The organism is Aeromicrobium sp. P2_G6, assembly GCF_056403535.1.
In genome coordinates, this window is the sequence record NZ_JBFUFH010000001.1 from 1 (window position 1) to 14,067 (window position 14,067).

Here is a 14,067-nt window from a genome sequence, read left to right on the forward strand (position 1 = left end):
CATGAAGCGAAGCTTGGCGGCCTGGTTCATCATGCCGTCGAGGCAGACCCCGATGAAGTCCATGTACATGATCTCGACGACGGGCTTCATCCCGGCCATGGCCGACCCGACCGCGGTGCCGATGATTGCTGACTCAGAGATTGGCGTGTCGCGGACCCGTCCGGGGAACTGCTCGAAGAGCTTGCGGAACAGCGCATAGACGTTGCCGCCCTTGCCGACGTCGATCCCCGCCATGAACACCGTCGGGTCGTCGGTCATTTCCCGGACGACCGCGGCCCGGACCGCGTCCATGGTCCGCCACTCGCCCTGGGGTTCGAGCGCCGGCTCGTCGGCGTCGTCCTCCTCGACCATGACGTGGTCGAACAGTGACGCTTCCGACGGGAACGGCAGTTTGCGAGCCTCCACGACGGCTGTTTCCACCTCGGTCCCGACCTCGGCGTCGACGGCAGCAGTCGCCGACTCCGGGACACCCATTGCGTGCAGCCTGCGCCGGGCGATGAGCAGGGGATCGCGCTCCTGTGCCGTCTCGAGCTCACCCTTCTCGCGGTACTTCAGGGGGTCACCCTCGTAGTGACCGTGCCACCGGTAGGTATCGGCCTCCACGAGGACCGGTCCTTCACCAGCCCGAAGCCCCTCGACGAGCGTGCGCATCAGGTCGGCGACCGCAACGACGTCGTTGCCGTCGACCCACGCGTAGCGGATGCCGTAGCCGGCTGCCCGCTCCTTCAGCGTCGCTCGATGCTGATCGGCCTCCGGGGAAAACTCGGAGTAGTGGTTGTTCTCGCAGAAGAAGACGACCGGGAGATCCCACACGGCCGCCAGGTTGATCGACTCGTGGAACATGCCCTGCGCGACCGCACCGTCACCGAAGAACCCGACAGCGACGCGCCCGTCCCCTCGAAGCTGGGCCGCCGTCCCCACGCCCGCGATGATCGGAAGACCTGCGGCGACGATGCCGTTGGCCCCGAAGACCCCCAACTCGGGGTCGGCGATGTGCATGGACCCTCCACGGCCGTGGCACGTTCCGCCCTCGCGGCCCATCAGCTCGGCGAACATCGGCATCGGATGCAGCCCCTTCGCCAAGCAGTGGCCGTGACCGCGATGAGTCGACGTGATGCCGTCGTTGTCACCGAGGTGCCAGCATGCGCCGACCGCGGTCGCCTCCTGACCGATCGAGAGGTGCAGGAAGCCGGGTATCTCCGTGTCCGCGTAGAGCTTCGAGGCCGCCTGCTCGAATAGGCGTATCCGTACCATGCGGCGGTACATCTCGGTTACCTCGTCAGTGCTGACACCCGGTGCTTGCCTGCTCTCGTCGACGGCAGTCATGTCCGTTCCTCCGTCGCAAGGACTCGGAGCGATCGCTTGACGACCTTGCCCGACGCTGTGCGTGGGAGCTCGTCCAGCACCGTCGTGTACTTCGGCGTCTTGAACCCCGCGAGCCGTGCCCGACAGAATTCGTTGATCTCGACCTCGTCCAGCGTGGTCCCGGCGCGCAGGACGATGAACGCGTGCGGCACCTCGCCCCACCGCTCGTCCGGATGACCCACTACGGCAGCCTCGACGACGTCCGGATGCTCGTAGAGAACTCGCTCGACCTCCGGACTCGCGATGTTCTCACCGCCGGACACGATCATGTCCTTCTTGCGGTCCTCGATGTAGAGGTAGCCGTCCTCGTCCATCCGGCCCAGGTCTCCTGTGCGAAACCAGCCGTTCACGAACGCCTCTTGGGTCGCCTTTGCGTCTCTCCAGTAGCCACCGAAGACCTTGGCGCCGCGGATCATCACCTCGCCCACCGTGCCCGGCGGGACGTCGAGACCTTCAGCATCCCCGATGCGCACCTGGTGCTGGATGACGGCGCGTCCGACCGAGCCCAACTTGTCGTGCATGTGGTCCCGCGGCACGAACGTGTCGCTCGAGACAGTCTCGGTCAGACCGTACGCATCGGCGAATCTGACGTGCGGCAGACAGGTGAGGATCTGCTCGAGGCGGGCCTCGGGCATCTTTTCTCCGCCGGAGAGAATCGCCCGGAGCATGCTGAGATCCGCCTCCGCGAGGGCACCCGACTGCAGGACCGCGTTGACCATAGCGGGGGCGAGCCACACCGTGGTTGCCCGGTGCTCGGCCATCAACTCGACCAGGCCGCGAGGTTCGAACTTGTTCTGGATTACTAGCGATCCGCCTGCGTGGAGGGTGGCCAGACCACCCATGTCGAGCGCACCGACGTGATACAGGGGGCCGGCGACTGCCGTCACATCAGCCTCGGTCAGCCCGAATTCAATGATGAGGGCAATGTTCTTCGCCACGACGTTGTCGTGCGAGATACAAACGCCCTTGGGGCGGGATGTGGTGCCCGAGGTGTACATGAGGCGCTGCATCGACTCGCCCTCGATATCAACCGGATGGATCCGGGCACCTCGCTGGGCTTCGACCAACTCCTCGTAGGCGAGCCAACCACTTGCCGGTCCCACCCCAACGACGATCCGCCGACTCGGCCAGGCCGACAACCCCAGCTCGTCGAGGGCTGCGAGATACTCGGGCGCTGCGAAAACGACCGATGCCATGCTGTTGGTGAGGATGTAATCCCACTCGGCCGGAGCCAAGCGTGTGTTGATCGGCAGAAAGATTGCACCGAGGCGGTTGACCGCGTAGATGATCTCAATGAACTCGACGCTGTTGGGCAGGACCATAGCCGCGATGTCGCCCTCTTGAACGCCGAGGTCGGCAAGGGCTGCGGCCAGGGCATTGACCCTCTCGAGCAGTTCGCGATTGGTGCGCGTCGCATTGTCGTCGCGCAGCACGACCTTGTCTGGCCGTCGATCGGCGTGGTGGTCGAGGGTTGAGGCGAAGTTCTCCACGACGGTGTCCTTTGCTCATCGGTGGCTCGTGCCGCCGGGTGGTGGGAGGGTGCAGGCGTCCTGGCTCACCGTGTGGCGGCGAGCACCTCACGTGCGATGACGGTCCGCTGGATCTCGCTAGTCCCCTCGCCGATCTCAAGGATCTTGGCGTCGGCGAAGAATCGCGCGACCGGCGACTCGACCATCCAGCCGTAGCCGCCGTGGATCTGCACCGCGTCGCTGGCAACCCGATTCGCGACCTCCGACGCATGCAGCTTGGCCATCGCCGCCTCCTTGCGGTAGGGCAGTCCCGAGTCGGCCAGCCACGCGGCGCGATATATGAGCCACCGTGCAGTCTCTACTTGCGTCGCCATATCGGCGAGCTTGTGACTGATGGCCTGGAAGGAGGCGATCGGTCGCCCGAACTGGCTGCGCCCGGCGGCATACTCGGTGGCGAGCTCGAGGGCTGCCTGTGCCAGCGACAGGCCCAGGGTCGCGACGCTGATGCGACCAGGGTCGAGTGCGTCCAAGAACTGCGCCAATCCGTTCTCGGAATCGCCGATCAGGTGGTCGTCGGCCACGAAGCAGTCCGAGAAGTAGAGCTCCCGCGTGTCGAGGGCGTGCCACCCGAGCTTGCGCAGCGACTGCCCCATCTCGAATCCCGGAGTGTCCCTCGGGACGAAGAACCCACCATGCTGCCGACGGTCGGCCCGCTCGCCGGTCTGGGCGAGGACCGTCACACCGAGCGTCATGTCGGTTCCGGCATTGGTGATGAACATCTTGGCGCCGTTGATTAGCCACCCGCCGTCGACCTTGGTCGCCTTAGTCGTGATGCCTGCGGCGTCGGATCCGGCGCCGGGCTCGGTCAGCGCGAACGCTGCGAGGTGGGTGCCTGTCGCGAGAGGGCGCAGCCAGCGGTCCTTCTGGTCCTCGGTCCCGAACAGGACCAGCGGCAAAGAGGCGATCGTCGAGTGGGCGTTCCACGCGGCCGCGACCGACTGGTCCGCGCGTCCGATTTCCTCCATCGCGGCGACATAGGCGACGAGGCCCGCATCCATCCCGCCGTACTGCTCGGGGGCCAGCATGCCCATCAGACCTAGGTCGCCCAACTGTTTGAACAGCGAGACCGGGAACTCGTGACGCTCCGACCATCCGGCCGCGTGCGGGACGATCTCTCGCTCCGCGAAGTCGCGGACCATGGCCTTCATGGCGAGGATCTCAGGATCCAGGGAAAAGTCCATCATGACTCCTGTGGGGTGATGAGCACCTTGACGTGCTGGTTGGCCGAGGACAGCTCCTCGAAGGTCGAGACCACGTCGCTGAGCGGCCTGACCGCGGTCACGAATGGATGAGGGTCGATCGCGCCGGAGGCCATTAGACCGAGCACGCGGGGGATGTCGAACTGATAGCCCAGCGAGCCGCGGATCTCGCGCTCGTAGAGGACGATCTGACGCAGATCGACGTCGAATCGGGCGGGCGAGATGCCGGCGATTGCCATACGACCGCCCCGCCGCAGCGACCTCAGCCCGAGCTCGATGGCTTCGGGACGCCCAGTTCCGTCGATGACTGCGTCGGCGCCGACCCGTCCGGAACGCACGTACACCTCGGTGCGAACGTCGTCGGCCGACGGGTCGAAGACCTCGGAGGCCCCGAGCTTCCGCGCCACGGCAGCCCGGGCGGATGCCGGCTCACTGACGAACACGGTGGTCGCGCCGCAGGCACGCGCTCCGACCAGGGCCGCGAGGCCGATTGGGCCGGCGCCGAGGACCAGCACGGTGTCGCCCGGGCCGATACCGGCCCGCTTGGCTGCATGCAGCCCCACCGCTAACGGCTCGGCGAGCGCTGCATGCTCGTCGCTGACGCCGTCCGGGACGGGGTGGAGTTGAATGACAGGTACGCGCACGTAGTCCGCCAGTGCACCATGGTCGGCCAGCCCGAGCGAGCCGCCCCGAGCGCACAAGTGATAATCACCGCGCAGACATGCCGGACAGGTCCCGCAGCGCAGACAGGGATCGGCGACGACCCGGGTGCCGATGCCGATACCCGGCACGACGTCGTCGATCTCGACGACGGTGCCGCTCATCTCGTGCCCCAACGTTATGGGTGGTCGTGTGCCGCTCAGTGGATGCGCGCCGTCTCGGATCATGACCGGCCCGTGGGCGACTTCGTGCAGATCAGTCCCGCACAGTCCACACGCCGCAACCTTTACCACCGCCGTGCCAGGCAGGAGCGTCGGTCGGTCGACCTCCTCCAGCCGAACGTCGCCAGCGCCGTGCCACCGCAGCGCCCTCATCACGAGACGTGTCCTGTCAGTGTCGTTGTGCACGCGACCTCCGCCCGCTTTCGCTAGTTTCGTTGACCGCTCGGTCCATAATAGGATGAGAAACGGTCCCTGGCAAGTCATCGTGCTCACAGCAGGGAGTAGCCGCCGTCGACGGTTATGGTCGTCCCAGTGACGTATGCCGACGCCTCGGAGGCCAGGAACAGGTAGATTCCCGGCAGGTCCATCGGCGTGCCCCAACGTCGGAGCGCTGTATGCCCGACGATGTCGTCATGACGATCCGCGGCACCGTGCCAATGCGCTCCGAGCCCCGTGTCGAACCATCCCAGAGCCACTGAATTCGCCGTGACCCCGCGGGGGCCGAGCTCCTGCGCCAGGGTCTGCACCAGAGCGTTGACGGCAGCCTTCGACGACGCGTAGGCCGCCAGCCCGGTCCGTGGTCGGGTGCCAATAACCGAGCTCGTCACGATGAATCGTCCACCCTCGCTCAACACGCGCGCGGCTGTCTTGGCGGCAAGAAACGTCCCTGTCAGGTTGACGTCAATGACCTTGGACCAGTCCTTCGCCAGCACGTCCACGACGTCTACCGGAGGAGACGAGACCCCTGCGTTGGCGATCCACACGTCGACACCCCCGAATCGGTCGAGCATGCCTTGGGCGACCTCGTCGTTGAAGGCGGCGTCACGGACGTCGCCTGCGGCGACGAGCGGCTCCCGCGCCAGGGTCGCAGCCACCTCGCCGAGAGCGTCGCGCGATCGTGCGACAAGCCCGAGATGGGCCCCCGCCTCGTCGAACGACCGCGCGAGCACCGCGCCCAGCCCGCGCCCGGCGCCGGTGATGACGACTCGCCGTCCTGCGATGTCCATCATGTCCTACCTCTTCCCTTTTGCAGACCGATCGGTACAGTTTTGACAACTACTCTAGAGAGGCCACCGTTGTGAGCGATCGTCAAGGCGTTACCTTCAACCCGCTGCCGACCGATCCCCGGATCGGCGTGCTGCGAATCGACAGACCTCCCGTCAACGCCATGTCGCAGGCGATGTGGGATGGCTTCGCCGATATCGGCCGCGCACTACACGACGACTCGCCTCTACGAGCCGTCGTCATTGCTGGCACCCGGCACTTCGCTGCGGGTGCCGACATCACCGAGATGTCTGGTCTGTCGGCAGCGGACTTCGAGCAACGCAACCGCGTGCTCCAAGGGGCGTTCGCCCTCATCGCGACTGCGCCACAGATCGTCATCGCCGCGATCGACGGATACGCCCTAGGCGGAGGCTGCGAACTAGCCCTCGCCGCCGACATCCGCATCGCTGGACGCCGCGCAGTGCTCGGCTTGCCAGAGATCACGCTGGGGATCATGCCGGGATCTGGTGGCACGCAGCGCCTCGCGCACATCGTCGGGCTCGCGGTGGCGAAGGAGATGATCCTCAACGGTCTACCTCGCGATGCGAATCAAGCCCTTGCCGTCGGCCTGGTCGACGAGGTGGTTGACAATCCATTCGCCCGGGCCGTCGAGCGTGCCTCGACATTCGCCGACGGCCCTTTCGCCCTGCGCTGGGCCAAGCGGGCCGTGCAGGCCTCACTGGACCTTCCCCTCGAGGAGGGTCTCGAATTTGAGGCTCGTGCCGTTGCCGCATGCTTCGACAGCGCCGACGGCCGCCGAGGACTCCAAGCCTTCCGCGAGCACGGCGCCTCGGCGCGACCCGAATTCACCGGGACCTGAGACCTCAACCGTGTCGAGCATTATTCGCGACGTCCAGCAGCCAACACCCATCCTGTAGGCATCTCCCAGGTCTGCAACGACATCCACCCCGCACCGGACCCGCGGGCTCACGTGCTCCACGACCCGGGCCCCCTGGACTGCGCAGCTCGCTGCGAAGTCATCGGCTCGGGCAAAACGGAGCCGCTCTGGCGACGTCGCGGAGACGCACGTGACGTCGGTGCCGCCCTTGTCGGGCACGACTGCCATGTCGGAGCGGAGCATCTCGTGGAGGGCCTCGTCCAGAGCCTGGCCCGTCAGAGCCGGCATGTCCGCAGGGACCACGACCACCGGTTTGCCAGGCCGGTGGGTCGCCGCCCATCGTCGACCGGTCTCGACCGCTAGACGATGGGCGGCCGGCTCCACCAGCGGCCGATCGACCAAGAGCGCAGCGCCCCACGACCGTGCCGCGGCGACGAGCTCGCGCTCCGCAGAGACTATGACCAGCTGCGAGATCATCCCCGACGCGCGGACCGCCTCGACAACGTCGAAGCAGAACGCACGCGCCAACGACTCCCGACGCTCGGCCGGCAACGTCAGCCGCGACTTGGCAAGCGGCCACGGCTTGACGGGGAGGATCGCGGTCACGCTGCTCACGCGGGCATCCTCATGTCGTCACGCGCGCACCAGCCGTGATGAACCCCTCGAAGCCGTTGTCGCTGGCGTGCTCCATGTGCTCCATGTAGCCGGACATGCCACCCATATAGAACATGACCGCGATGGGCTTGCCCGGGATGTTGGAGCCATTGATCCACGAGTCGACCTTGGGGATCAGCGTCCCGCTAGCGATCTCGTCACACATCTCCAACCAGCCGTTCTCAGCTTCCGGCGTCGGCTCGATCGACTCCTGCCCGGTCGTGCGGACGTACTGGATGGCGCTGGCGACCCAGTCGACCTGGTACTCATGCACCGGCGGCTGGTTGGTGAAGGGGCCATTCGGTCCGAAGATCGTGAACATGTTGGGGAACCCCGAGGTCATCAGGCCCAGGTGCGTGCGGGGACGGTCCTTCCAGTGGTCCTGCAGCTCCAAGCCGTCGCGCCCGGTCTGGCGAATTTTGAGGTAGTTGCCGGACACCCCATCGAATCCCGTCGCGAACACGATCACGTCCAGCTCGTACTCACCGTTGGTCGTCTTGACCCCGGTTTCGGTGATCTCGACGATCGGATGCGACTTCACATCGACCAACTCGACGTTCTCGCGGTTGTATGTCTCGTAGTAGCCGTCGCAGCACAGCGGACGGCGCGCGTAGAGCTCCCATGGGGTCAGCTTCTTGGCAAGATCGGGGTCCTTAACGATCTCCTTGATCTTGCCCCTGATGAACTCGCACGCCGAATGGTTCGTCGTCAGGCTCGTAATGACGTCGTTGAGGGCCAGCATGTAGGCAAAGCCGCCGCCGTTGTTCCAGGCCTCCTCGAAGGTTGCCAGTCTCTCGGCCTCGGTGAGGTCCTCGCCGGCGATGTCCGGCTCGGGGATGGCGAACGCCGTGTTGGAGTTTAGGACGCCACGCCAGTAGCCGTCATAGTCCTCCTCAATTGACTTCAGCAGGTCCTGCGAGATCGGCCGGTGCATCGACGGGATGACGTACTGAGGCGTCCGCTGGAAAACAGTGAGATGGTCGACGATCGAACCAATCTCGGAGATGACCTGGACGCCGCTGGACCCGGTCCCGATGACGCCGACCCGCTTGCCTGCCAGGTCGACCTGTTCGTGAGGCCACCGGGACGTGTGGTGGATCTCGCCCTTGAACTTCTCTTGTCCCGGGAACGCCGGGAAGTTCGTCGACGAGAGGAGGCCGACACCCTCGATCAGGAACTGAGCACGGAAACGCTGGCCTTGGTTCGTGACGACCTCCCAACGACTCGACGCGTCGTCCCACGTGGCGCTCTCAATCTGAGTGTCGAACTGGATGCTGCGCCGAAGGTCGTAGCGATCGACGACGTGGTTGAGATAAGCGAGGATCTCCGGTTGCTTGGGGTAACGCTCAGTCCACTTCCAGTCGTGGAAGAGCTGCGGGTCGAACGAGTAGCAGTAGGCATTGACCTCGGTATCAGACCGGGCACCTGGATATCGGTTCCAGTACCAGGTGCCGCCCACGCCGCTGGCGTTGTCGAACGCCTGGACCGAGAGTCCCAGCTCGTTGCGAAGCTTGTGTATCGAGTAGATCCCGGCGAAGCCGGTTCCGATCACGACGGCATCGACCTCGACGACGTCGGATGTGGTGTTGACATTGCTCATGGTGTTTCCTCTCTCGGCCCGACCGTGGCGAGTCGCCGCGGCGCGCATGACGACGCTGGTTCAGCGGTGCGACCGCCATCGTGTGCCGTCAGGAAGGCCTGGGGTTGTCCCAAATCGAGACGCCTCGCGGACTCGGCAGGCAGGCGACAATCAACGCGTCTGAGCTCTTGCCTCGGCATCATTAAGCGCCTAACATGACGTCGATCACACTTGGACCAATCGGTCCACTAAACTCAGTCCTAGATTGGGAGGTCATATGGACGTCGAAAGCGCGCAGCTAGGGGAGTTTGCCGCGTCGATCTCCGCGACGTCGACGCCGACTGCGGTGGTCGCCAAACTCAAGGCGACATTGCTGCACAACCTGGGCATGGTTAGAGCCGGACAGGGCCTTGCTGGTCCCGCCATCGCCGTCGCGAAGACCTACGACGGGCCGGGCTCGAGCAGCCTGCTGCACGACGGACGAAGGACACATCGCGATCGCGCGGTCGTCGCGAACGCAGCTATGATGCACGCTCGTACGCAGGACGACACGCATCTCCCGACGATCACCCACCTCGCTGCGACCTGTTTGCCTGCACTCTTCTCGATCGCCGAGGACGTCGGCGCGACCGGACCGGAGTTGCTGGACGCGATGCTCGCGTCCTACGAGGTTGGAGGAGCCATTGCCGAGGGAGTCGGACCGGTGGCCTCGTCACGCGGATTCCGTCCTTCGAGCTTCATCGGCGGCATGGCCGCGAGTGCAGGGGTCGGGCGGCTGCTCGGCCTCGACGCCCAGGGCATCGCCGCGGCGATCGGGCTCGCTGCCTCATTCGGTGGGGGCACCGGACAGACGTGGGTCGCCGGCACCCAAGAGTGGCAGTACCAAGTCGGCGTCGCAGGACGCAACGGGATGCTTGCAGCGGAGTTGGCGCAGGAGGGCGTCCTGGCCGCACCGGATGCCCTCGAAGGAGCGGCCGGGCTGTACGCGGCCTTCACGGGCGGGCGCGAACCGCACGGACCGTCCTTCGACCTCGGGTTGCGATGGCGAACGCTCGAAGTGACCTACAAGCCGTTCCCGGTATGCGCGATCAACCAGATGCCCGTTACGGTCCTCCTCGCCATGTTCGATGCCCTGGGCCTGAGCGCCGCCGACATCGACGAGATGTCGCTGCGCCTGTCACCGGCGGAGGCAGCCTATCCCGGCACTGAGACCTACGGTCCTTTCGCCGGCGTCGGGGGTGCGCTCATGAGCGCCCCTTACTGCCTGGCCATCGCTGCACGTGAACGCACGGTCACGCGATCGTCAATCGAGGACCTGGCGAACCCAGACGTCCTGGAGCTCGCGAGCCGCATCGCTGTGGTTAGCGACTCCACACTCAGCCCCGGACAGTGCGTGCTCTCTATCGACGGACCCCGCGGCAACTTCAGCAGCACTGAGATCCCCACTCCGGCGACGTTCGACTGGACCTTCGAGGAGGTCCAACGACGCCTCTCGAGTCTCGGCCCCGAGTTGCACATGAGTGCCGAGGCACTCGACGGGCTGGTCGCGGCGTTGCTCGACGTGGAGCGCCTCACTGTGGCGGACGTCATCGAGGCGACGGTGCGTCCTTAGCGTCGACGCCCGGCCTACGACAGACGCCCGGCCCACGACAGAGAGGTACATCACATGTGTCCCACCTTGACACAGTCGACATCGCAGGCCTTTCCCCACGGGCTGCCCCGTGCTCTAATGACGCAATGTACTGAGGAGGCGCAATGGTGACCAGCGTGAAGAGGATCTTCGAGGCACGTGACCTAATGCTCGCCGACGGCCAGTTGCCGGACCACCTCTCGCGCGCGCTGAATCCTACGGTCCTGCAGTCGTGGAAGCGCTCCGTCCTGAGCGGTTTCGATCCAGGAGCACCTAGCCTGCAGTACCACGGCGATGCCCAAGGTCACGCGTCCTTGCGAGTCGCTGCGGACCCCGTGCTGACCGAGCTAGCGGAGCGCCTCTCCGGTCTCGATGTCGGTGTTTGTCTCTCCGACCAGGACTCGGTCATCGTGCGTCGGTGGGTCGCCAGTCGCTCACCCATCCGGCGGCTCCTGGACCAGATCAACTCCGACGTCGGATTCAGCGCGAACGAGCAGATCGTTGGGACCAACGGTGCGGGGAGCGCGATCGAGTTCGGCGCCCCCATGCAGATCTCCGGGCCGGAGCACCTGGCGCCTGCCCTGGCGCCATTTACCTGCGTCGGAGTACCCATCCATCACCCCATCAGCCGTCGCCTCGAGGGCTGCGTCGCGGTATCGTGCCGGGCCAGCAGCGGCAACCCTCTACTCATCCCGCTCATGACGAGCACCGCGCGAGACATCGAGCGACGGATGCTCGATGCCGCCACCGCGACCGAGCGCGCACTGCTCGATGCCTATACGACGGCGATCGGGACGCGAAGGGCACCCATCGCGGCGATCGGTCCCGACATCCTCATCGCCGGTCCCCAAGTCACAGAGCTGCTCGACGGCACCGATCGGGCCCTGCTGTGGGAGTACGTACGCGAGGCGGCCGGACGAGGGCGCGATGTCGACGACCGCTACCCTAGCGGGCGGTTTCGCATCTCACGCTGCCGTCTCGTCGAACACGACGATCGCGTGATCGGCGCGCTGATCGAGTTCGACGTACGCCCGGAGTCCGACAAGTCGGCGCTCGACGTCGCAGGCCGGCCGACCCTGACCCTGCCTGGGGCGAGCGCGGCCCAGGCGCAGACCGTCAGCCATGCGATCCGACTCGCTGCCACTCGCGTGTCGATCCTCATCGAAGGAGAGACCGGAGTCGGCAAGACGGCGTTGGCGCGCGCCATCCTTGAGGCGGCCAAGGTCGACCCCGATCGCACCGTGACCGTCGACTGCTCCACCGTCGGACTCGATGGCGGCTCCACGTTCATCGCGATGCTGCGCCAACACGTCGAGCGGCGACCTCAGGCAATCGTGTTGCGACACCTCGAGTCGCTGTCGGCCGAGTCCGCATCCGCCGCCGCCTCCTTCCTGGAGCGTGCGGCCGAGTCGGACTCCGCCCCTCGCATCATCGCGACGCTGACGACGAGTTCCCAGGAAGGCCCGCCGCCCAACTCGCTACGCCGACTCGTCGACACCGTCGCGTTCGGACGGGTCAACATCATGCCCCTGCGGAACCGTCGCGAGGACATCGCGTCCGCCGCCGTCGCCCTGCTCAAGAAGCATGGTGGAGAGCATCCCTACTTCTTCTCCTCGGCCGCGCTTCGGTGCCTCATCCGTGCGCCGTGGCCGGGCAACCTGCGTCAGCTCGACGCCGTGGTGCGCGCCGTCGTATCGACCACGATCGGCACCGAAATCCGGCCGGACGACCTACCCGCGGAGTTGCAGGCGCAGTCCCGGCGCGACCTCAGCACGATCGAAGAGCTCGAACTAAGTGCGATCTTGGACTCGTTGCGACGGCACGGCGGCAACAAGGTCGCCGCAGCACAGTCGATCGGTATCTCGCGGTCGACGCTCTACCGCAAGCTGCAGTCCTACCGGATAGACCCGGACAAGCAGTACTACTGAGACTTCGGCACGAAGCCAGGCATCAATCGTCCATCGACAGAGACGAAGACCAGTCTCACCGCAGATCCCGGCCCGACCGGGGGTTGCGTACGACCCATGACCAGCGGGCCCTCCTCCGTCTCCACCAGGCACAAGCTGATCGACTCTCCGCCTGCAGCAGCAGCTCCGTGCAGCGTCGTGACGGCGACGCATCGGGCGATGCCCGACGCCTCGATCGCATGATGACGATCCCCCAGGCATGCGGGGCAGCGCTCACGCGGCAGGTACCAGACCGTCGCGCATCGGTCGCACCGAGACATCATCAGCCTTGGCGTGCCATCCGTCCAGTCCCTGTCGCGCATGCTCACGCCGCCGCCTTCCTGCCGAGGACCACGCCAACGTGCGCCGACAGGATCCCTCCGTCTGCGTGCACGTACCCGAGGTCGCATCCGGCGATCTGCGCGGCCCCTCGTTCGCGACGGATCTGGGTTACAACCTCGATGAGGTGGGCCATGCCACCGGCGACACCGCAATGTCCGTAGGACATCAGTCCTCCGTGCGTGTTCATTGGATACTTTCCATCCAGGTCGTACGCTCCTGCCGCTGCGTAGGCTCCGGCCTGGCCGGGAGGCGCCATGCCAAGTTCCTCAAGGATCATCGCAACCGTGATCGAAAAGCTGTCATAGATTCCGAAGACGTCCATGTCTGTCAGCGCGAGGCCGGTGCCGTCGAGCGCCCTCTGACACGCCACGGACGCCCCAGTCGCCCGAGGATCCAACGCTGACAGATGCTGGTGCTCATTGGCCTGACCGATTCCGAGCACCTCGATCGAGCGGTCCGACGAAGGCGTCGAGGAGATTATGAACGCAGCTCCGCCGTCGGAAACCGGGCAGCACTCCAGCAGCTTCAGTGGCTCCGCTACCGGACGCGAGTCAATGACGTCGGCGACCGTGATGGGCGCGCGATAGTGAGCACCATGCTTGCGTGCGGCATGCGCGCGCATCTGGACTGGCAGCGGTGCGAGCGACCGCTCGTCGAGGCCGTGCTGCCACAGGTATCGCGAGGCAAGCAAGGCGTAGTAGCCGGGCACCGTGCCGCCAAGCGCGACCTCGAACCGCTCGTGTCCGACCTGGGCTAGCACTCGTGTCGAGGTCTCCCGAGACTGACCGCTGGCACGGTTTTCTCCAGCGACGATCAGCACGTTCTCGACGACGCCCGACCCGACCAGCGCCGCGGCGTGGGACAGCATTGCCAAACTCGTCGCACCTCCCGCACTCATCCCTGACGCCACTGTCGGTCTCAGTCCGAGCCGCTCGGCAAGAACGTTGGCAGGCATGAGGTGGCTCCCCGTCGTCGAGTAGCCGACCAGGAGTCCATCGATGTCGCCAGGGTCGAGTCGGCAGTCTGCGATCGCGGCCTCGGCCGCCGTAGCCTGCCACCC

General features: G+C 65.9%; 11 protein-coding genes and 1 pseudogene. 3 read left to right on the forward strand and 9 right to left on the reverse strand.

Annotation, left to right across the window (positions count from 1 at the left end):
- The 5 genes from AC1DVU_RS00005 to AC1DVU_RS00025 form a co-directional block, all read right to left on the reverse strand.
- Nucleotides 1-1,326: thiamine pyrophosphate-dependent dehydrogenase E1 component subunit alpha (locus tag AC1DVU_RS00005; RefSeq protein ID WP_476920369.1), on the reverse strand; the 1,326-nt coding region annotated here is incomplete at its 3' end.
- Nucleotides 1,323-2,855, reverse strand: a complete 1,533-nt coding sequence (locus tag AC1DVU_RS00010; RefSeq protein ID WP_476920370.1) for an acyl-CoA synthetase — start codon at nt 2,853-2,855, stop codon at nt 1,323-1,325. The genes AC1DVU_RS00010 and AC1DVU_RS00005, both read right to left, overlap by 4 nt.
- A 65-nt stretch (nt 2,856-2,920) precedes the next feature.
- Entirely contained in the window at nt 2,921-4,078 is a 1,158-nt protein-coding gene (locus AC1DVU_RS00015) for an acyl-CoA dehydrogenase family protein (RefSeq protein ID WP_476920371.1), read from the reverse strand.
- Nucleotides 4,075-5,238: a 2,3-butanediol dehydrogenase gene (locus AC1DVU_RS00020; RefSeq protein WP_476921585.1), complete on the reverse strand. Its 1,164-nt coding sequence runs from the start codon at nt 5,236-5,238 to the stop codon at nt 4,075-4,077. Before AC1DVU_RS00020 ends, AC1DVU_RS00015 begins: the two co-directional genes overlap by 4 nt.
- A 5-nt stretch (nt 5,239-5,243) precedes the next feature.
- Nucleotides 5,244-5,984, reverse strand: a complete 741-nt coding sequence (locus AC1DVU_RS00025; protein ID WP_476920372.1) for an SDR family NAD(P)-dependent oxidoreductase — start codon at nt 5,982-5,984, stop codon at nt 5,244-5,246.
- Nucleotides 5,985-6,052: 68 nt separating this feature from the next.
- Here AC1DVU_RS00025 and AC1DVU_RS00030 point away from each other — a divergent pair, with 68 nt between their 5' ends.
- Complete coding sequence (locus AC1DVU_RS00030) at nt 6,053-6,838, forward strand: enoyl-CoA hydratase/isomerase family protein (RefSeq protein ID WP_476920373.1); 786 nt, start codon at nt 6,053-6,055, stop codon at nt 6,836-6,838.
- Between the two features lie 48 nt (nt 6,839-6,886).
- On the opposite strand, the pseudogene AC1DVU_RS00035 reads toward AC1DVU_RS00030, so the two are convergent.
- Both AC1DVU_RS00035 and AC1DVU_RS00040 read right to left on the reverse strand, forming a co-directional pair.
- Nucleotides 6,887-7,471, reverse strand: a pseudogene (locus AC1DVU_RS00035) (CofC family guanylyltransferase); the annotation flags it as partial.
- A 10-nt stretch (nt 7,472-7,481) separates the two neighbouring features.
- Nucleotides 7,482-9,110, reverse strand: a complete 1,629-nt coding sequence (locus tag AC1DVU_RS00040; protein ID WP_476920374.1) for a flavin-containing monooxygenase — start codon at nt 9,108-9,110, stop codon at nt 7,482-7,484.
- A gap of 256 nt (nt 9,111-9,366) precedes the next feature.
- Here AC1DVU_RS00040 and AC1DVU_RS00045 point away from each other — a divergent pair, with 256 nt between their 5' ends.
- Entirely contained in the window at nt 9,367-10,701 is a 1,335-nt protein-coding gene (locus AC1DVU_RS00045; protein ID WP_476920375.1) for an MmgE/PrpD family protein, read from the forward strand.
- Nucleotides 10,702-10,844: 143 nt separating this feature from the next.
- Entirely contained in the window at nt 10,845-12,647 is a 1,803-nt protein-coding gene (locus AC1DVU_RS00050) for a sigma-54-dependent Fis family transcriptional regulator (RefSeq protein WP_476920376.1), read from the forward strand.
- On the opposite strand, the gene AC1DVU_RS00055 is transcribed toward AC1DVU_RS00050, so the two are convergent.
- Both AC1DVU_RS00055 and AC1DVU_RS00060 read right to left on the reverse strand, forming a co-directional pair.
- Entirely contained in the window at nt 12,641-13,075 is a 435-nt protein-coding gene (locus AC1DVU_RS00055) for a Zn-ribbon domain-containing OB-fold protein (RefSeq protein ID WP_476920377.1), read from the reverse strand. The genes AC1DVU_RS00050 and AC1DVU_RS00055 overlap by 7 nt on opposite strands.
- Nucleotides 12,991-13,875, reverse strand: coding sequence for a thiolase family protein (locus tag AC1DVU_RS00060; RefSeq protein WP_476920378.1), 885 nt, complete (start codon nt 13,873-13,875; stop codon nt 12,991-12,993). The genes AC1DVU_RS00055 and AC1DVU_RS00060 overlap by 85 nt, the downstream gene beginning before the upstream one ends.
- Between the last annotated feature and the right edge of the window lie 192 nt (nt 13,876-14,067).